Source organism: Ignavibacteriales bacterium, assembly GCA_026390815.1.
Classification (GTDB): Bacteria; Bacteroidota; Ignavibacteria; order Ignavibacteriales; family SURF-24; genus JAPLFH01.
The window spans coordinates 43,534-63,611 of the sequence record JAPLFH010000016.1; the positions used below are offsets into that span (position 1 = coordinate 43,534).

At 32.8% G+C, this 20,078-nt stretch carries 20 protein-coding genes; all 20 read right to left on the reverse strand.

The genetic code is table 11. From position 1 onward, the window contains the following. Positions 1–2: 2 nt before the first annotated feature. The 20 genes from NTX22_06825 to NTX22_06920 all read right to left on the reverse strand — a co-directional run bounded on the left by NTX22_06825 (position 3) and on the right by NTX22_06920 (position 20,073). Complete coding sequence (locus NTX22_06825; protein MCX6150218.1) at positions 3–950, reverse strand: DUF2279 domain-containing protein; 948 nt, start codon at positions 948–950, stop codon at positions 3–5. Positions 951–1,005: 55 nt separating this feature from the next. Further along, positions 1,006–2,511, reverse strand: a complete 1,506-nt coding sequence (lysS, locus tag NTX22_06830; GenBank protein MCX6150219.1) for a lysine--tRNA ligase — start codon at positions 2,509–2,511, stop codon at positions 1,006–1,008. Between the two features lie 12 nt (positions 2,512–2,523). Next, the gene (gene dacB, locus NTX22_06835) at positions 2,524–4,017 is read right to left on the reverse strand and encodes a D-alanyl-D-alanine carboxypeptidase/D-alanyl-D-alanine-endopeptidase (GenBank protein ID MCX6150220.1); all 1,494 of its coding nucleotides are present in this window, start codon (positions 4,015–4,017) and stop codon (positions 2,524–2,526) included. Then, positions 4,004–4,723 carry a pseudouridine synthase gene (locus NTX22_06840; GenBank protein MCX6150221.1) on the reverse strand — a complete coding sequence of 240 codons (720 nt, stop codon included), beginning with the start codon at positions 4,721–4,723 and terminating at the stop codon, positions 4,004–4,006. Before NTX22_06840 ends, dacB begins: the two co-directional genes overlap by 14 nt. Continuing rightward, positions 4,701–5,354, reverse strand: a complete 654-nt coding sequence (gene scpB / locus NTX22_06845; protein MCX6150222.1) for an SMC-Scp complex subunit ScpB — start codon at positions 5,352–5,354, stop codon at positions 4,701–4,703. Before scpB ends, NTX22_06840 begins: the two co-directional genes overlap by 23 nt. Continuing rightward, the gene (locus NTX22_06850) at positions 5,347–6,069 is read right to left on the reverse strand and encodes a segregation/condensation protein A (GenBank protein ID MCX6150223.1); all 723 of its coding nucleotides are present in this window, start codon (positions 6,067–6,069) and stop codon (positions 5,347–5,349) included. The genes scpB and NTX22_06850 overlap by 8 nt, the downstream gene beginning before the upstream one ends. Before the next feature lie 2 nt (positions 6,070–6,071). Continuing rightward, entirely contained in the window at positions 6,072–7,055 is a 984-nt protein-coding gene (trpS, locus tag NTX22_06855) for a tryptophan--tRNA ligase (protein ID MCX6150224.1), read from the reverse strand. A 60-nt stretch (positions 7,056–7,115) separates the two neighbouring features. Then, positions 7,116–7,601: an HNH endonuclease gene (locus tag NTX22_06860; GenBank protein ID MCX6150225.1), complete on the reverse strand. Its 486-nt coding sequence runs from the start codon at positions 7,599–7,601 to the stop codon at positions 7,116–7,118. Positions 7,602–7,655: 54 nt separating this feature from the next. Beyond that, on the reverse strand, positions 7,656–7,844 hold the full coding sequence (locus NTX22_06865) for a hypothetical protein (GenBank protein ID MCX6150226.1): 189 nt from the start codon (positions 7,842–7,844) through the stop codon (positions 7,656–7,658). After that, positions 7,845–8,960, reverse strand: a complete 1,116-nt coding sequence (mnmA, locus tag NTX22_06870) for a tRNA 2-thiouridine(34) synthase MnmA (protein ID MCX6150227.1) — start codon at positions 8,958–8,960, stop codon at positions 7,845–7,847. Between the two features lie 76 nt (positions 8,961–9,036). Then, positions 9,037–9,414, reverse strand: coding sequence for a holo-ACP synthase (gene acpS / locus NTX22_06875; GenBank protein MCX6150228.1), 378 nt, complete (start codon positions 9,412–9,414; stop codon positions 9,037–9,039). Beyond that, positions 9,414–11,117 (reverse strand): gamma-glutamyltransferase, encoded by a 1,704-nt coding sequence (ggt, locus tag NTX22_06880; GenBank protein ID MCX6150229.1) that lies wholly within the window; start codon positions 11,115–11,117, stop codon positions 9,414–9,416. The genes acpS and ggt overlap by 1 nt, the downstream gene beginning before the upstream one ends. Then, the gene (locus NTX22_06885) at positions 11,095–12,009 is read right to left on the reverse strand and encodes an MlaD family protein (GenBank protein MCX6150230.1); all 915 of its coding nucleotides are present in this window, start codon (positions 12,007–12,009) and stop codon (positions 11,095–11,097) included. Before NTX22_06885 ends, ggt begins: the two co-directional genes overlap by 23 nt. Continuing rightward, positions 11,981–12,367 (reverse strand): hypothetical protein, encoded by a 387-nt coding sequence (locus tag NTX22_06890; protein ID MCX6150231.1) that lies wholly within the window; start codon positions 12,365–12,367, stop codon positions 11,981–11,983. Before NTX22_06890 ends, NTX22_06885 begins: the two co-directional genes overlap by 29 nt. Before the next feature lie 466 nt (positions 12,368–12,833). Next, complete coding sequence (gene ssb / locus NTX22_06895) at positions 12,834–13,262, reverse strand: single-stranded DNA-binding protein (GenBank protein MCX6150232.1); 429 nt, start codon at positions 13,260–13,262, stop codon at positions 12,834–12,836. A gap of 107 nt (positions 13,263–13,369) precedes the next feature. Further along, entirely contained in the window at positions 13,370–14,059 is a 690-nt protein-coding gene (locus tag NTX22_06900; protein MCX6150233.1) for a hypothetical protein, read from the reverse strand. An 85-nt stretch (positions 14,060–14,144) separates the two neighbouring features. Beyond that, positions 14,145–15,452: an outer membrane protein transport protein gene (locus tag NTX22_06905; protein MCX6150234.1), complete on the reverse strand. Its 1,308-nt coding sequence runs from the start codon at positions 15,450–15,452 to the stop codon at positions 14,145–14,147. A gap of 82 nt (positions 15,453–15,534) precedes the next feature. Next, positions 15,535–16,035, reverse strand: a complete 501-nt coding sequence (locus tag NTX22_06910) for an acetyl-CoA carboxylase biotin carboxyl carrier protein subunit (GenBank protein MCX6150235.1) — start codon at positions 16,033–16,035, stop codon at positions 15,535–15,537. After that, positions 16,028–17,524 carry an acetyl-CoA carboxylase biotin carboxylase subunit gene (locus NTX22_06915; GenBank protein MCX6150236.1) on the reverse strand — a complete coding sequence of 499 codons (1,497 nt, stop codon included), beginning with the start codon at positions 17,522–17,524 and terminating at the stop codon, positions 16,028–16,030. Before NTX22_06915 ends, NTX22_06910 begins: the two co-directional genes overlap by 8 nt. Positions 17,525–17,724: 200 nt before the next feature. Further along, positions 17,725–20,073: an endonuclease MutS2 gene (locus NTX22_06920; protein ID MCX6150237.1), complete on the reverse strand. Its 2,349-nt coding sequence runs from the start codon at positions 20,071–20,073 to the stop codon at positions 17,725–17,727. Between the last annotated feature and the right edge of the window lie 5 nt (positions 20,074–20,078).

Genomic DNA, 20,078 nt, shown 5'->3' on the forward strand with positions numbered 1-20,078 from the left:
CTTTAAAAACATAGAACAAAAAATTTGGAATTTGGTGTTATGCGAATACCAGGCATTGGAAAGTGAATATAATTAAATGAGTTTTTCATAAATTGCCAGAAGCTGCCATACAATGGTAGTTCTTCAGTATCCAGATCGAAAGCAATATAAAATTCCCTTTGTCCACCACCAGAACCATTCAGATTTTTAACACCCATACCAACTGAAAGATTCAGAAATGAAGGCCAGTAATCCGCTATTCCCTCTGGGAGAATATTTTTCATCCGCATGCTCATCCAGTATTTTTGTCCTTCGTAATCATCAATAAAAATTTTGTTTGGTGTATGTTTTAATTTTTCCGTTGGAATATAACTAAATCTTGGTTGAAAATTTTTAAGGAATGGATAATAATATTGAGCTATATAAAATGCGCTTCCAAGAACATCTCCACCAGCATCACCTGGGCTAAAACCATAATCCTTATGAAATCCATCTTCTGTTTCGATATACAACTCAAACAGGAGAGCAGAGAGAGCGCTGAACCAGGTTGATTGTTCTGCCTGCATATTTGCTGCCTCATATCCACCAGAGAATGCATGCGCATATAAATTCGTTGCATAGAAGTGACCAATCTTATCAATGTTTAAAGCATAAGACCAATCATTCTGTAAATGGAGTTTAGTGCGCCCGCCTAACCACCAGGCTTTTCTTTGGTAGTAATCTATGTAATAACCCGTGCCTAAAAATAAGGCACCCATTCCGGCAAGTATATTGTAATTGATTTCTGTTTTGAAAGGATTAATCGAAATTAGTTTTATTGGGAAGTCATCGTCTACACAGACTAATTTGCCCGTAAAATCCCTTTTAGGATGTGGGAAAATAGTACTATTAAAATCAATCAAAGGCTTGGCTTTTACCTTATCAATCAGTGTAGAATCATTTTCCTTATAAGGATAAACTGATACAATCATCAAGAGCAACCAAAAGATTGAATATTTCATATTGAAGAAATTATTTTCGTTGAAATTATTTTTCTGGTCGCATTAATGGAAATAAAATTACATCTCTAATTGATGATTGATTAGTGAGTAGCATTACCAACCTATCAATTCCAATTCCCAAGCCAGCAGTTGGTGGCATTCCAAACTCAAGTGCTCTAACAAAATCTTCATCAATCTGGTGGGCTTCTTCATCGCCAGCCTCGCGCATTTTGCCCTGATCTTCAAATCTTTTTTTCTGATCGATTGGATCATTTAACTCGCTGAATGCATTGCAAATTTCTCTACCCAAAACAAATGCTTCAAATCGTTCAACCACACCTTCTTTGCTTCTATGCTTTTTGGCAAGCGGGGAAATCTCAACCGGATAATCCATTACAAATGTTGGTTGTACTAATTCGCTCTGTACAGCTACTTCAAACAATCCATCTATTAGTTTTCCTCTCCCCTCTTTAGGATCTATTTCCATTCCTCTGGATTTAAGTGCAGCTTTAAGTTCGTCATCAGTCGCAGTAAGAATATTAATTCCAGTTTTCTTCTCAATTTCTTCAACCATAGAAACTCTATTCCAGGGTGATTGGAAGTTTACAACTTTACCTTCAATCTCAAATTCTAATTTTCCAAAAACTTCTATACAAGTATTAGAAACCATTGCTTCAACAAAATTCATCATCCATTCGTAGTCCTTGTAAGCAACATATAGTTCGAGCATTGTAAATTCTGGATTATGAGTTCGATCCATTCCTTCATTTCGGAAATCTTTTGATATTTCATAAACGCCATCAAATCCACCGACAATTAATCTTTTCAAATAAAGCTCATCTGCAATGCGCAAATAAAGCGGAATATTTAGAGCATTGTGGTGTGTTGAAAATGGTTTTGCCGCAGCACCGCCATATATTGGTTGCAATACTGGTGTTTCAACTTCAAGATATCCTTTAGCATCAAGAAATTTTCGGAGAGATGAAATCATTTTACTGCGTTTAATAAAAACTTCTTTAACACCAGGATTAACTATTAAATCTACGTAACGCTGGCGGTATCTTAGTTCTTTATCAACAAATTGATCATGTACAACTTTATTTCCGTTTTCATCAACTTCTTCTTTAACAATGGGAATTGGTCTGATCGACTTAGAAAGAAGTTTCATCTTTCTTGTATGGATAGAAGTTTCCCCAGTTTTTGTTTTGAAGACATAACCTTCCACACCGATGATGTCACCGATATCTAAAAGCTTAAACACATCGTAATCATCTCCTACATCATCTTTCTTAATATAAATTTGGATCTTTCCCTGTATATCCTGAATATGAGCAAAAGATGCTTTTCCCATGCGTCTTATTGCCATAATTCTTCCGGCTGCTTTAACATTTTTTTCTACACCATCAACGAAAGAATTTTTAATTTCAAGAGAATATGAATCAACATCAAAACTGTAAGCAAACGTTTCTATATTTTTCTTTTGCAGTTCTTCTAATTCCTCAAGTCTTCTTTTAATAAGTGTATTTACATCTTGAACAATATTATTTTCCAAAATTCCTCCATTTTATTTTCGAGAGAAGTTTGCCAGGCGCAAACAAACTAAATCTTGCAGATTATCTGCCAAGGCAGATGGAACGATATAATTATTTACAATCATTGTAAAGGTAACAGCTTCTTTATCGGCAGTATTTACATATCCAGATAAAGATCTTACACCATCAATGTACCCGGTTTTAGCTTTTACATTATTTTCAGCTTTGGATTTTCTCAATCTTCTGGCAAGAGTTCCATCAATGCCTGCTATTGGTAATGATTCCAGAAAAACAGGAAATATCTCATTCCTATAAATGAAAGAAAGCAGATCGACAATTTGGCGTGGAGTAACTAAATTCAAACGGGAAAGACCTGAACCATCAACCATTATAAAATTTTCCGGATTGATTCCAAAATCGCGTGATAGTTTTTTTATTTCTTTAACTCCATTCTCTATCGACCCATAACCATTTTTTTCATAACCAATTGCTTTAAGTATTTGTTCAGCGTAAAAATTGCGGCTGTTCTTATTTGTAATCTTAATTATTTCTTCAAGCGAAGGTGAATAATAAGTAAACAATTTTACTAATCCGTTATAATCAAGATTTGTAATTTCTTCATCAAGATCTGCTGCGTACCCGCTTACTTTAATTCCTTTCCTTTGAAGCACTTCTTTTAAAACAACCATAGAGTATTGTGTAGGATTATTTACAGTTGCCGAAGTTTTCTTTTCTTCAGAATTCTCAGCAATCTTACCAAATACAGTTATTATATTAGTCCCTTTTTCGCGGTAGACATCAATATCAGAGTTAGTGTTTAAATTGGTTGTATTAACTTTATTTATGATGGTAACATATCTTGTATCCGGCACAATTGTAATCTCTGCCGGCAAACCGCTTTTTGTTGGTTTAACAATTATATCAACGCAGTTGTCATTAAACGAAATAGCACCGGTTGGTGCGGAATACCAGTAACTTTCATAATCCCAAGCCCAACCAGAACCAAGTCCATTATCATCAAAGGTATTATCATCTCCAATCAAATTTCCTTTTATCTCATCTATACCGAGAGACAAAAGTGAATCCGCCCATTGATTATAAACCTTATAAACATCACCATCAGAAAATCGCCCGCCAATAGTTGGATCGCCAAAACCCTGAATAATTAAATCTCCCTGGAGTATGGAACCATCTAAAGTTCCATTGATATAAAGATTTGTTATAAAGTGATAATATTTACCAAGCAACATCAATCCAGCAGAAGTAGTAAATAATTTTAGATTTGAAGCCGGCATAAATAATTTGTCTTCATTTCGTTTATACAAATATTCACCGGTTTCAAGGGATTTTATAACAACTCCCCAACTTGCCGAATTGAAGTTTGGATCATTGAAAATATCATCAATTTGCTGCCAAAATTCCTGGACTCGTGATTGATTAAACTTTCCGTAATTAGGAAATGTTTGTGAATAAACTGAGCCTGCAAAAAAAAGAAATAAAAAAATGGCAGGTTTAATTATTTTCATACTTTTGAAGTATTCCATTAATCTCATCTCTTGTTAATTCTCTATAAGCGCCAACAGGTAGTTTTTCAACTCCAATTCCAGCGTAGTTAATTCTTGAAAGTGCTGTTACCATGTAACCTAATGCTTCAAACATGTTTTTTACAAAATGATTTCTACCTTCCACCGTTTTAACAGTAATCAATTTTTTAGTTTTAAAGTTATTGATTTTTATATCTTCAAATTTACCCTTCTTACCATCCAAATAAATTCCTTTTAACATTTTTAGTTTATCTTCTTCAACCAAGGGTTTATCAATAGTTGCAAGATAAATACGAGGTACTTTATTATTTGGGTGTAAAAGTAAATTTGTAAAATCGCCATCATTTGTTAAAAACAGAACACCAGTTGTGTTAAAATCCAATCTGCCAACGGGAAATATTTTCAGATCCGTTTTTATTAACTGTATAACAGTTCTTCTATTTTTTTCATCTGAAGTTGTGGTTACAAAAGCTTTTGGCTTATGAAGCAAGTAATAAACTTTTCTTGGTCGTTTAATATTTTCTCCGTCAAGTGTAACATGATCTTTATCAGGATCCACTTTAACAACAAAGTCAGTAATAACTTCGTCATTAACAGCTACTCTTCCGTGTAAAATTAATTCTTCAACTTTACGTCTGGAATCAACTCCACATTCTGAAAGATACTTATTTAATCGAATTGTCTTCATCAGTACTTATTTCTCCTTCCTTTTCTAAGTTTTCTTCTAGTGCATTCATCATTATTTTTTGTTTCTGCTCAATAAAATCTTCATCTTTCATTATTTCTTCAATCTCACGCGGTTTTGGAAGATCAGATATTTGATACAATCCAAAGTATTTTAAAAATTCAATGGTAGTAATGTAAAGCAATGGTCTTCCAACAGTTTCAGATCTACCTGTAATTGTAATTAGATTTTTTTCCAATAACGTGTTAATAATGTAATCCGAGTTTACTCCACGGATCGATTCAATTTCTGGTTTTGTAATCGGTTGTTTATACGCAATTATAGCCAGTGTTTCTAAAGCTGCCTGGCTTAATCTTCTTTTACTTTTTTCGGTTGAAAGATAACCGACATATTTTCCAAATTCCGGCTTTGTAGCAAAGATATAACCATTTGCTACTTTAACAATATTAAATGAAAAGTCGTCTGATAAATATTTGGTATTCAATTCTTCAACACATGTATCAATTTCATCAACTGATAAATTTATATCTTCACCATCTATTTCCTTAATCGCATTAAAAATAAGCTGTACCGGTATCGGCTCATCAGATGCAAAGATTAATGCTTCTATAACTGTGGAGTAAACTTTATCCATTTTGCAGCATGATATAAATTACAAAATCATTAAAACTCTTTGACGTTTTTAATCCAATTTTTCCCATTTTAATTAACTCAAGTAGTGCAATAAATGTAACAATAATTCTGATTTTTTCCTGCATATCTTTTACCAATTCTAAAAAATGCAATTCACCTTTATCTTTTACTATGCTCAAAATATATTCAATTTGCTCATCTATGGTTATAGGCTGTTTTTTTATTTCGTGAAATATTTCCTTCGGTTTGTCCAACAATGCATTCTTAAATGCTTTTATCAAATCGAACAAAGTAATGTTCTTTAATAATGTTTCATATTCAGGATATGCTACTTTATTATCAGCTGAATAATTTCCACGATAACTTACTCTTCGTTGATTAGCTTCGAAGAATGAAAGCTCTTCGGACATTTCCTTATAACGTTTATATTCAAGAAGCGCGCGAACTAAATCTGCTCTTGGATCAATTTCTTCACCTTTTTCATCAATCTCTTTGGGAAGAAGCATTCTTACTTTAATTTGCATTAATGTAGTTGCCATTAAAATAAAATCACCAGCAACTTCAAGATCCATCATTTTTATTAGATTAAGATATTCAACAAATTCTCCAGTTATTGTAGAGATAGGAATATCATAGATATTCAGTTCATCTCTTTTTATAAAGAATAAAAGTAAATCTAATGGACCTTCAAAATTGAGTAATTTTATTTTATACAAGATTAACCCAGCTTCATTTTTTCACGAACTTCACTCATAGTTTCCTGTGCAACTTTTCTACCACGTATTTCACCATCCAATAAAATTTCTTTTACAGAATCAAGATGGCTTTCATAATATTTCCGTTTTTCTATTATTGGTGCCAATATCTGGTTAATTCTTTCTGAACATTTAAGTTTGCAATCCACACATCCTAAAGCACCAGATCGGCAGTTGCTTTCAATTTCATTAACTTCACTTAGTTGATTGAATTTTTTATGATATGTAAATACAAGACAAATTTCGGGTCTACCAGGATCGCCTTTTCTTATTTTAAGAGGATCGGTAACTGCTTTTCTTAACTTAGCTTTTACAATTTCTGGTTCATCTGAAAGTAGAATTGTATTGTCAAGTGATTTACTCATCTTTGCCTGACCATCCAATCCTGGAAGCCGAGCAAATTTTGTTAGCAATGGTTCGGGTTCTGGAAAAACAAATCCATACTGCGAATTAAATTTTCTTGCAATCTCTCTTGTTATTTCAACGTGCGGTACCTGATCTTCACCAACTGGTACAACTTCTCCTTTGTATAATAGTATATCTGCAGCCTGAAGCACCGGGTAGCCAAGATGACCGTAGGCAACGTTGTCAATATTCAATTCCCTTAGTTGATCTTTCAACGTTGGATTTCGTTCAAGTCGGGCGGTTGTTATAAGCATTGAAAATATCAAATGAAGTTCTGTATGCTCTTTTATTTGAGACTGTCTGAAAAAAGGACTTTTTTGCGGATCAAGTCCGGAAGCAAGCCAATCAATCACCATCTCAATCGTATTCTGATAAATTAAAGACGTATCTAAGTTAGTTGTAAGATTATGGTAATCTGCAATTAAATGATAACCTTCATAATCATCCTGTAGTTTAATCCAATTTTCAAGAGCACCAACATAATTACCCAGATGCAATTTTCCTGTTGCTCTCATTCCACTTAAAATTCTTTTCTTCTGCATATCTCTATGAATTGTTATTAATATTTGGCGGATAAAATTCTATTATGGATTCCCGAATTATTATTGGAATAAATAAGGTTTCCAATTTTCATCAATCTTGCTTACAGAATTACTGATGAATAGTATGTAATGTGGTTTATAAGGACGGAACCTTAACTTCAACTCAGCTTCTTCTAAAGTTCTATCCCCTTTTTTATTGTTGCAGGCAACGCAAGCAGTAACAAGATTTTCCCATGTTTCTTCTCCACCGCGTGCTTTTGGAATAATATGATCAACTGTTAATGGTAAATCACTTCTTCCACAATAGGCACATTTGTACATATCTCTCTTTAAGATATTTTTCCTGGTCATCATTACTTTTTTATGGGGCACCAGGATATATCTGTTTAACCTAATAACGCTTGGCCATGGAAATTGATTGAAAGCACTGTGGATGATTTTACCATTATTGCTTGCAACAATTTCTGCTTTTTCAAGAAGAGTTAATACTATTGCTTTTTTAACATTACAAACAGTAAGTGGTTCATAACTTCTGTTTAAAATCAAAACCTTTGCATTTAATTTACCGTTTAAATGTTTATAAGGTTCGAAGACTACCTCCTATTTATCATTTTTATTTTGAATGAATATGACAACTCTTAAAACTACTCTTAAAATTAACGAAAGAATTACAAATATTATTATATAAATGTTAGCTTCCGGAGGAATTATTTTAAATAATACAAGCAAAAATAATAGAATCACTCCGCCTAAACCAACAAGACTATATATGTCAAATCTTTTAATCATTTAAACCTGATTGATAATACCACCAGCCAAAACGTATCCCCGTTCATCATATAATACGGCTGATTGTCCGGGAGTAATTGCACTTTTAGCTTCATTAAATAATATTTTAAATGTTTTTTCATCCGCAGAAATCAATTCTGCCATTGTTCCTTTATCGGAATATCTAATTTTACAAAATACTTTTTCCCCAGGTTTAAAATAATCTTTGCTTACATAATTTATATCATCAGCAATTAATTCATAAGTAAGCAAATCGTTTTTGTCACCAATTTCTATGGTATTAGATTTATGATCTATTTTTGTAACATAAACTGGTTTTCCTTTTGCTATACCTAAACCTCTTCTTTGTCCTACTGTGTAAAATGGTATTCCTTTATGCTCGCCAATTTTTTCTCCATTATAAAGAAAATCACCTATGGGAAGATTTTCAATTACCTCAGGAATTCTTTCTTTAAGAAATCTTTCATAATTATCATCTGCTACAAAACAAATTTCCTGGCTATCGGGTTTGTTAGCTGTCTTCAGTCCAAATTCTTCTGCCAATTTACGCACTTCAGTTTTATTCAATTTTGCTAATGGAAAAATTGTTCTTTTCAAACTTTCCTGTGATAAACCCCAAAGAGCATAAGTTTGATCTTTCCTATCATCAGCAGAGTTTTTTAGGCAATACCTGCCTGTTTCTGTGTTAAATTCAACTTTAGCATAATGACCTGTTGCTACAAACTCTGCATCAAGTGCGTCAGCTTTTTTTAATAATTCTTCCCATTTTATTTTTCTATTACAAATAACGCAAGGATTGGGTGTTCTTCCATTAAGGTATTCTGACACGAAATTATCAATTACTTCATCCTCAAATGCTCTGGTAAAATCAACCGTGTAATGAGGAAATCCAAACATTGTGGCAACATTCTTAGCATCAAAAATAGCATCAAGTGAGCAGCAACCGGATTCGTGCTTAGGTGCTCCACCAACTTCCATGAATCCCCATGTCTTCATTGTTATACCAACTACTTCATAACCTTCTTTGTGAAGAATGACCGCTGCAACTGAAGAATCAACCCCTCCACTCATAGCAACAACTACCCGCCCTTTAGGCATAAAAACCTTTCTTTTCATCAAACCTGTTACAATATAGGCAATTATAGAGGAAGATTCTATGTAAAAGGCATTGGCTGATAAATAGGTATAAGTTCTACTTTTTTTGGTGAACTATTGCAAAGCAAGTAACATAATTCTGCGAATGACTCATTGTAATTTTAAGTTCCTTATTATCACTTAAAATTTTCTTCAATGAATTAAACAAAACAACAGATGGCATCCCATTTGGCTCATTATAAATCTCAATATCTTTCCAGTGAAATCCTTTATCGCCATTAAAAGATAATGCTTTTGCAACAGCTTCTTTTGCAGCAAATCGAGCAGCAAGGTGCTGGTATTTATTTGGTTTTAAAAGTGAATAGTCAAGTTCAGTTTGAGTGAAAACTTTATTTAGAAATCTGTCGCCAAATTTATCTATGCTTTCCTTAATCCGATCAATCTCAATTATGTCAATGCCTATCCCAAAAATCATTAAAAACCTACTGCTTTACCATAACCACGCGGATCACTGGCTCCATAGATGATATTATTATTATTATCGATTTGTATTCCTTCTGCAAGACCCAGATGGGTTTGCTTTCCGAAAATATGTCCCAGTATTTTCAAATTTTCAATTACATCTTGAGATAAACCATAATCTTCATAAATAATTTCATCAGGCAACCACTGATGATGAATTCTTGGTGCATCGATTGCCTCCTGAATATTCATTCCAAAATCGATGTAGTTCAAGATTACTTGTAAGACAACTGTAATTATTGTGGAACCGCCAGGAGAACCGATAACCAAAACAGGTTTACCATCTTTAAGAACAATTGTTGGAGACATTGAACTGAGCATTCTTTTACCAGGTTGAATTGAATTTGCTTCGCTTCCAATTAATCCAAATTGATTTGGAACCCCGGGCTTCGAACTAAAGTCATCCATTTCGTTGTTTAAAAGGAATCCTGCTCCATCTACTACTATCTTTGATCCATACGCTGAGTTAATAGTTGTAGTAGTACTAACAACATTTCCATAACTATCTGCTACACTATAATGGGTTGTTTCTTTACTTTCATTTTGAAAAGGCACGCCAGGATAAATTTCTTTTGATGGAACAGCTTTATCTTTAATTTTATCAAAGAGATTGTGGGCATACTTTTTAGAAGTCAACCAGTTTTTTGGCACTTTGTAAAAATCCTCATCCCCAAGATGTTTTGAACGATCTGCGTACACAAATTTTAATGTTTCAACTAATTTATGAATGTATTGACTACTGTTCCAATCAGCTTTACTGAAATTATAATTTTCTAAAATATTTAATGCTTGAATGATTGCAATTCCACCAGAAGAAGATGGAGGCATTGAAATAATTTCATATCCGCGGTATGTTCCTTTAACTGGTTCTTTTTCAATTACTTTATAATTTTCTAAATCTTCAGAAGTGATATATCCTTTCATTGACTGGATTTGTTTGATAAATAATTGAGCAATTTCCCCTTTGTAAAAACCATCTCTTCCCTTTTCCTTAATTAAAGTTAGAGTTTTAGCTAAATCAGGCTGCTTAAAAATATCTCCTTCAGAAAATGGATCTCCTTGCTTTGTAAAAACTTTTTCTGATGATTTATATTTTCTCCAATCTTTTAACTCACTATTTAATGATTCGGTTAACCTAAAGTTAAGTGGATAACCATCTATTGCTAAATTAATTGCTGGTTGAATAACTTCTTCTAATTTCATCGTACCATATTTTTCAAGAACATATAATAAACCTGCAACACTTCCAGGAACACCAACAGAGGTTGTTCCTTCCAAACTAAGTTCTGGCGAATAATTGCCGTTTGAATCAAGATACATTTCTTTAAAAGCTTTTGCTGGTGCAGTTTCGCGGAAATCGATAGCGACATCTTTTCCATTTGCAAGATGAAGCACCATAAATCCTCCTCCACCAAGGTTACCTGCCGAAGGATATGTAACAGCTAAAGCAAATCCAACTGCAACTGATGCATCAATTGCATTACCTCCGCGTTTTAGCATTAAGGTTCCAACCTGAGAAGCAAGTTCACTTGCAGAAACAACCATTCCTTTTTTACCACGCGCAGGATCCGGCGAAGCCGCATTAGAAAAGTTGAGTAACAGTAGGAAAAGGAATAAAGTAAAAACTATTTTTTTAGAAGAGATCAACATTTGCATCAACATTTAATCCTTTGCCTTTTAATTGTTCAAGGATGATTTTTGTAAGTTCTTTTACTTGCTCCAATGAAGTTTTCAGATCGGTAATCAATTGATCATCGTACAATAATTTACCCACATTATTTTTTTTATTTAATGTTTCATCAGTAAGGTTATTAATCTTTGCGACTAATTCATTTGTACTTTTAATAACTATGCGAACGTCATCTATTGCAGCTTTTACTTGGTCCTTATTTTCATTAAGAAAAGCAGTAGCCTCTTTCGTCAATTCTGCAGTGTTATTGGTAATAGTTTTTAAATTTGTTCTATTCTCTTCTATCATCACGTTAAGTTTAGAACTTATCTGAGCAAGATTTGAAATTGAAGATCGAATCTGAGAGTTAAATTCCTTATCACTTATAATATTATTTACCGAAGATAAAGTAACTTGTAAATCTTTAATTATTTTCACAAGATCATTTTGAACTCCACCCACCATTGCCATAACAGTTGAAATATCGCCTTCAAACTTTCCCTTTTGGATGATGGTGTAATCAATTGTTTTAGATGACAAGCCAGGTTTAACTTCTATTTTTTTACCACCCATTAAATCAAGCATTGATATTGAAAAAACAGCATCTTCCTTTAGTTGAACATCCGGATTAACAACAACTTTAACAATTACATTATTACCTTTAACCAAAATATCATCAACAAAACCTGATCTTACACCATTAACCATTACCGGATCGCCGCTCTCCAGTCCGGAAGCAGTTTCAAATTCTACATCAATATATTTTTGATTTGCGTAAACCTTATAGTTTTTTGCCCAACCAAAAATATAAATCAAGGCAATTAAACCGAGCAGTACAGTTATCCCGACTTTAATTTCTGTTTTTCTTTGGTCTTTCATTGGTATTAAAATCTTCCTTCATTAATGTTTTTAGATTTTTAATTTCAATCGAATCGATTTTTCCATCCATTAAAGCAAATTTAACCTGGTCAAAATAATTCCCGGCTTTATCCATGCTGAAATCTTTTCTTTTTTTTATTAGAATCATATAATCAGCGATAATGGATTTTAGAGAATCTTTGTAAATTGAATTCTTAACGCTATCTATTTTTTTTGATAATTCACTTTCAACCGAACTTATTATAACAGGTTTAAAGATACCAATTACGTCATTCTTATGATTTTTAAAGATATAAATGATTACAGAAATTATAACAGTAAGTACAACCAGAAGAATAATAAAACATCCTTTTTTCATTTCATTTAATATTAGAAATTATTTCTATCAATTTTATAATGTACTTATTTACTATTTCTATTGTATCAAATTTATGATTTTTATTAATAATATTATAACTCTTACCAAGATAAAATTGGATTAGTTCAATTGCTTGTTTCAATTACAAACTTAACTTTCCTTGTTATCTTCTCCAAATTTAACCTGAAGTGCTAAATGATATGCTGAATTGGTTGTATAAATAAATTGATTTTGCAGGAACAGTTTATTGGATACGATATTAAAATAAAGTATAATGTTTTATCTGCAGTTGTTAAACTCTTCTTGAACTTGCTCTTTAACTTTATCAACCACATAAACTAAATCCTCTTTTTATTAAAGAAGATTATTAAGATTGAATTCAAGATTAAGAGCAAGATCAAGAAATCATTTTAATTTTTATGAATTATAGTTATTAATCCATTATAAATTAAAAACTAGAAAAACACTAGAATGGAAGGTCATCATTTTCGTCAACAGATACTTCACCTGCATTTGTAGTTTCTGCCGTACTTGTATCCTTGGTATATTCACTTTCTTCACCACCGCGGGCATCAAGCGGAATTATTTTTTCAGAAACAACTTCAGTCATATAACGTTTAATACCTTCCTTGTCGGTATAATCTCTTTTAGTAAGTCGCCCTTCGACATAGAATTTTTTACCTTTTTTAAGAGCTTCTTTGAAGTAATCAGAAAGATTAAAAGAAACTACATTGTGCCAAGTAGTTTCATTTACCCAATTTCCATCTTTGCCTTTGTAACTATTAGTTGTAGCTAAAGAAAACGTAGTAATAGAAACATTAGATGTAGTAAACCTGGTTTCTGCATCATTGCCTAAATTACCAATAAGAAGAATCTTGTTAAGTGAAAAAGCCATTTTACATTTGCCCCTATAATGTTAATATATATTGAATTAATTCTGTTTTAATATAAGTAGAAAAAATTAACTTGTAAACAATTAATATTTCTAAAACTTCACCCAGATCAGTTTAAGACGAATAGGTAAAGAATAGCAATAATTGCCGGAACAACTAAGTTGTCTGAATCTTTTGGACTAAAAGCTTCTGCAATTGTTGCAGCAATTCCCACTATAATATTTTCAGTAAGTCTAATATTTCCAAATAAAATGTAATTGAATAAAAGTGATGATAAAAATCCAAATATTAAAAATGCAAAACTACCTTCAATGCTTTTTTCGGAAAGGAATTTAAATTTATGTTTCCCAAATTTTTTCCCAAATATCGGAGCTATACCATCACCCCAGCCTAAGTAAGACATAGCAGTAACTGATAAAGTCGTATTGTAGAATAACGTCCCCATCAGGTTCATTACCAAAGTAAAATACAAAGGTCCTTTAAGTAATTCTCTTCTATCTCCGGCTCTGGTCATAGTTTTAACAGCTTCATCTTCTGGTTTAGCAAAAAATCCTTTTTGTAAAAGAAGTATTGACCAAATAAGCGCCGGAGCGATATTGAAATATTTGGACCAATGTGAGTTATCATAAAATGCCCAGAAGATAATCCAGGAACCAGCAGCAATGTGTACTAACTTTCGCGAAATATCCTGTGGAAATCCTTTCTTAACAAAATGATCCATGATTGCAACAACAGAAAAAACATAAACTACAGAAAAGATCATTACGATAAGATTATAAAGAATGGGAGAGATAGTCATATAAATTCCAAAAATAATTGGAGTTTAATGGAAAATAAAAACGGAGAAAGAATAATTCCTTCTCCGTAAATATAAATTGGGTTAATTACATATTATAATTAAAATTCAATCCGAATAAATGAGCACTGGATTTATACTTTCCATTCCATGGTTGCTGTAAATTAGTTACACTTAAAGGAACGATATCCGTTGAAGTATTAATTGTTCTTTCCTTGAACATTATAAACAGATAAGCAATATCAACAGTAACATTCTTTGCTAATTTTACTCCCAAACCAACGTTTACACCAAATCTGTCAGCATCTGGCAGAGTTGCATCTAATCGTTCATCCTTAATAGGATTTTTATCATAAAGTCCTCCACCTCTTATTGTAAATTGATCACTAAGAATATATTCTGCACCTAATCTTGCAATAAATGAATTCTGATAATCTCTAACTGAAGTAGAAATATAAGGATTCTTTCCATCCGGTTTATAATCTGCAAATGTTACTTCTAACTTGTCATAACTTTTCCATCCGGTATACTGAAAATCTCCAGTAATTACCAACTCATCATTTGCATGATATGCAAGCCCTGCGGTAAAAACATAAGGAGTTTTAAAGGGAGCTGAAATCTTTCCAAAAGGAATATATTTTGCCATTGCAGCAGGAGTTTTGAGACCAAGAGTAACAACTGCATCTCCCTTAAAATCATATTTAACATTACTGTGGAAAGACAATCCAACTGACAGTTCCTTTGTTGGTTTATATAGCAATCCTGCAGAATAACCAATGGCTGTATTGTCACCGGTCATTTCAATATTAGCATCGTCTGGAAGAACAAGAAGAGGATTTGCTGGGTTACCAGTTGGGATGTATTTAACTTTTCTTGCTATAATAACATCGGCAAAAGATACTGTTACTCCAGCAGCGATTGATAATTTTTCTGAAATCTTATAAGCAAATGTAGGAGAAAAATTATAAGTTTTTAATTCCATTTTTGTAGTTTTATATCGACCGACCCAATCATCTTCCCATTCGATTCCATTCCCGTAAGGATTCTGAAATCCAAATCCCAGCCAGAAATCATTTCCTAAATCATAAGTAAAATAAAAATTAGCTGGTGTGAAATATCGAGGTTTCAACTTAGATTCTGTAGTGGCGGGAGTTGGACCGGTAAACGCAGTGTTTGGACGAATATAGGTTGCTCCAAAACTAAAACGAGCCCCAGCTAATTGCGTTATACCCGCTGGGTTAAAATAAACTGCTGATGGATCATTTGCTAATCCAACGAATGCCCCGGACATACCCATTGCTCGTGCACCGTTTTCGTTTATTTGAAATCCGCTGCCAAAAACCTGGATTGCGGAAAACCCTATTATAAAAAACATAGTAAGTAGATTCTTTCGCACGGGACCTCCTTATTGAATTTTGAAAACTATTTATTAATTTGGCAAGTGATAATATGAATTGTAGGAAATAAAGTCAATATTTTTATTCAATCGAAAGAAGAATACTTCCTTTTTCAATTGAATTACCTTCTTTTACAAATATTTCTTTAATTATTCCAGATGATGGCGCTCTTAAATCATTTTCCATTTTCATCGCTTCTAAAATTATAACAGATTCACCAATCTCTATTTTTTCTCCAACAACTTTTTTTATTTTAATTATAAGTCCGGGCATAGGAGCCTTGATCGAATCATGATGATTCTTCTGGTTTGTAAGAATCGTTAATTCATTAGCTTTCTCTTGAAGGGACGTTCTGATTGTTGTTTCAAAATAATGTCCATCTATAAGTACACCGATTTTTTCGTTGTTAATAATGTTAGTAGTTAAATCGTAAACCCTGTTGCCAATTTTCAGCAGGTAGGAAAACTCACTTATTTTGGAAAGTGAGTATTCAATTTCAGTTTCCTTAAAAAGAATTATTTGGTTATCTATAACTGTAATGTATTTTTTATTTCCATTTACTGTAGCAACAAATTCATTCATAATTCTGCTGGATCCATTTATTATTTTTAGCACAGTCAATTGATGAAGGATTTACTTCTGTCATTTTTTGTTTTAGCAAAGCACTAAGAATTGCAGCAACATCTTCATATTCCTGTGCGCTTTCTCCTTTCCATTTATCTGGTAATAGCGGTATCCAATAATCCTCAACAAAATTTATATTATAACTACCATCTATAAATGACGGCTGTTTTAGTACCCATCTTAATGCGGCAATGTTAGTTAAAATTCCCGCAATTTTATATTCACCCAAAGCGCGCTTCGTTCTTTCAATAGCTTCTAATCTTGTTCTTCCCCACGCAATTAATTTTGTAAGAAGCGGATCATAATAAACCGAAATGTTAGAGAACGGATCTATTCCTGTATCTACTCTAATTCCAATTCCATCAGGTCGCCGGTGCAGTCTAATATGTCCAGTTGATGGTACAAAATTATTATCAACATCTTCGGCATAAACACGGCATTCAACGGCGTACCCATTAATTTTCAAATCTTTTTGTTTGAAAGAAAGTTTTTGTCCATCTGCAATATTGATCTGTTCTTTTACCAAATCGATTCCTGTTATTGCTTCTGTAACGGGATGCTCAACCTGAAGGCGTGTATTCATTTCCAGGAAATAGAAATTTTTATTTTTATCAACAAGAAATTCAATTGTGCCAGCGTTATAATAATTACATGCTTTTGCTGCATTAATTGCAGCATCAGTTAATTTTTTCCTTAGTTCCTTATCCACAAAAGTAGATGGTGCTTCTTCAATTACTTTTTGATGCCTTCGCTGAATGGAACAATCTCTTTCAAAAAGATGTGCATAATTCCCATGTTTATCAGCAATAATTTGAACTTCGATATGCTTGGGATTATCTATGTACTTTTCTATATAAATATCCGAACTACCAAATGCTTTTAAGGCTTCTCGTTGTGCGCTGGTAAATGCTGATTCAAATTCCTTTTCTGAAGTAACTTTTTTCATTCCTTTACCACCACCACCAGCAGATGCTTTAAGCAAAATCGGGTAACCAATTCTTTCCCCTTCACGCTTCCCGTCTGCTAAAGATATAATTGGACTTGTAGTTCCAGGCACAATTGGAACCATATGCGAAGACATTAACTTCCTTGCTGAAGTTTTATCGCCCATTAATCTTACTGAATTAGAATCGGGACCGATAAAAATAATTCCTGATTCCTCAACTGCTTTAATGAATTCATAATTTTCTGATAGAAAACCATATCCTGGGTGAATTGCGGATGCATTAATTTTTTTTGCTGTTGAAATGATTTGAGAAAAATTCAGGTATGACTCGGATGATGGCGATGGACCAATATGATAAGCTTCATCTGCAAGTCTTACGTGAAGTGAATTTTTATCAGCTTCTGAATAAACTGCAGCAGAAATTATCCCAAGCTCGCGGCAAGCTTTAATTATTCTAACTGCAATCTCACCGCGGTTAGCGATAAGGATTTTCTTTATCAAAACTATTGCCCTCTTTTAAAATAAGATATAGATTCAAATAAGAATAGAAATATTTAATTAACAGAACGCAAATTACTAATAAAAATCAATTAACAATATTCAAATGAAGCAGGAATTTTGAATGTTCAAATTATTAGGAATTTGCAATTTGCTTATTGGATTTTATTTAATAAAAATCCAACTAAAAAAACATAATTTAATTACTTCAATTCAACGATTGTAATTCCATCACCGCCATATTCTATGTTTGCAAAATAAAATTTACTCACACCAGGATGTTCTGACAGAATATCCTTCGTCATTTTTTTCAGTACACCAGTTCCTTTACCATGTAAAATTTCAACCCGGTTCAATCCAGATGTATAAGCGTTATCTAAAAATTTAATCACTTCAAATTCAGCTTCTTCAGGTTTTTGTCCTCTTATATCAATTCTAACCTCTGCTTCTGTTTGATGGAAACTGCTCTGAAACCTCTCTTGGGATTTAGCTTCTTTACCACTTATCGGAATTATTTCATCAAGTTTAACCTGAAGTTTAACGGTACCGGTAACCAATACAGCTTTATTCTTTTCAAAATCAATTTCTATAATTTTACCGCTAAGTTCAGAAGTTCTTAATTTGGCAAAACTACCAATCGCAAATTCCATTTTAGCTACATTCTGAATTTTAACTTCAGCAACTTTTTCTACATCTTTTTTCAAATCAGATATTTGTTTTCGTACATCTTTAATAACTTCTCTATTTGCTTGCGATTCTCTGATCTGTTTGATAGCATTTTCAACTTTCTTATTCACATCTTTAATAAACGATTCAGCTTTAGTTTTCGTATCAATCAATATATCTTTCTTTTGCGTTTCCAGTTTTTCCAAATTTTGTTTGTAAAGATTTGTTAATCCTTTTAACCTGCTATTTTCTACTTCATATTCATTTAATTTTGTCTGTAGATTTCTGGAACGTGTTTCAAGTTCAACTAAAAATTCTTCTACTTTCATTTTATCGGAATCAAGGTAGTTTTTTGCCAAAGAAAGAAAATCTTTAGTGAAACCGATTCTTTCAGCAACTTCAAATGCGTAAGATGAACCTGGAACTCCTTGCCTGAATTTGTATGTTGGAATTAGATTATCTGAATCAAATTCCATTGAGGCATTTTGAAAACCTTCAAGCTCTTCTGCCATTAATTTCAAACTTCCGTGATGAGTTGTTGCAAGTACTTTTGATTTTTTGTTCTGCAAAGTTAAGAGGATTGCAATTGCCAATGCAGATCCTTCAGCAGGATCAGTTCCGGTCCCAATTTCATCGAGAAGTATAATCGAATTTTCTACAGCTTCATAAATAATTTTTCGGATGTTGGAAAGATGTGAGCTAAATGTACTCAAGTCATCTTCAATTGATTGCTGATCGCCAATATCCATTAGAATATTTTCTAAAAAATGTAGATTGGAATCCGCCTGTGCTGGTATATGAATTCCTGATAAAACCATTATGGACAACAATCCAACTGTCTTGAGTACAACAGTCTTTCCACCGGCATTAGGTCCGGTAATTAGAATAATATTTGTTCCATTTTCTATCGATAAGTCCAATGGAACAGCGTTGCTTCTTCCAATTTTTTTAATAAGTAACGGATGCCTGGCTTCCATTATTTTAATTGGTTTTGAATTATCGATTGATGGGAAAGATCCAATTATTTCAATTGAGTATTTTGCTCTGGCAAAAATACTATCAAGATCTGCGATGGCGCTTAAAGATTTCTTTAACGGTAGAACATACTCACCAATCTTTTTCGTAAGCTCGCGCAGGATTCTTTCAATCTCACGTTTCTCTGCAAAGTAGAGAGAAAGTATATCATTGTTTAGTTCAAGAGTTTCTTCCGGTTCAATATAAACGGTTTGTCCGGTTGCAGATTCTGAATGAATAAATCCTTTAACATGACGTTTATGTTCAGCTTTTACCGGTACTACAATTCTTCCATCCCGTTGTGTTACATATTCTTCTCGGACAAGATAAGCATCACTTAAAGATTTCAAAATTCTATTTATTACCTTTTGAAGAGTCTCGGATTTTCTTCTAACTTCTTCACGAATTTCTTTTAACTTACTACTGGCATTTTCTTTAACTTCACCGTTTTCATTTATAACTTTTGTTATATGATGTTCTAAAACTTTATCTACAAAAAGATCATTCAGAAAATCTTTACTTATACTTTTTCCTTCAGCATTTGATTTTAAGAATAGAAATAAATAGCGCGAGGTTTCAGCTAATTTTAGAATTTCTAAAATAGCTTTACTATCCAGAACACTTCCATCAATTGCACTTAGTGATAATGAATCGGCAAGTTCCGGAATATAATTTATCGGAGGGAAATCATTTTTAATTAAAATTTCTTTTGCTTCTGTTACATAATCTCCTTCCTGAATAGCGAGGTATAAACTCTCAAATGGTTTCAATCCTAATAGGATTTTTTTACCTGGTTCAGTAGAAGAATATTTGGAAATTTGCTGGAGGATTTTAGGAAATTCTAATTTTTCCAATACAGCTTCTGAAATCATTTAGA